This is a genomic window from Klebsiella sp. G-Nf4 (assembly GCF_002810615.1).
GTDB lineage: Bacteria > Pseudomonadota > Gammaproteobacteria > Enterobacterales > Enterobacteriaceae > Klebsiella > Klebsiella variicola.
Genome location: NZ_PION01000036.1, coordinates 1 through 264 on the forward strand (window position 1 = coordinate 1; position 264 = coordinate 264).

At 44.3% G+C, this 264-nt stretch carries 1 rRNA gene; it reads right to left on the bottom strand.

The annotated features are described in order from the left end of the window. Positions 1-99: ribosomal RNA gene (locus CWM57_RS27090) — 23S ribosomal RNA — on the bottom strand; the annotation flags it as partial. Between the last annotated feature and the right edge of the window lie 165 nt (positions 100-264).

The window sequence follows — 264 nt, forward strand, 5'->3', positions numbered from 1 at the left end:
ACGGTTCATATCACCTTACCGACGCTTTTCGCAGATTAGCACGTCCTTCATCGCCTCTGACTGCCAGGGCATCCACCGTGTACGCTTAGTCGCTTAACCTCACAACCCGAAGATGTTTCGTAAAACATTTTCGTGTCGCGAAAATTTGAGAGACTCGAACACACTTAAACAGTGTGTCGTTTCAATTTTCAGCTTGATCCAGATTTTTAAAGAGCAAATATCTCAAACATCACCCGAAGATGAGTTTTGAGATACATCGGCACG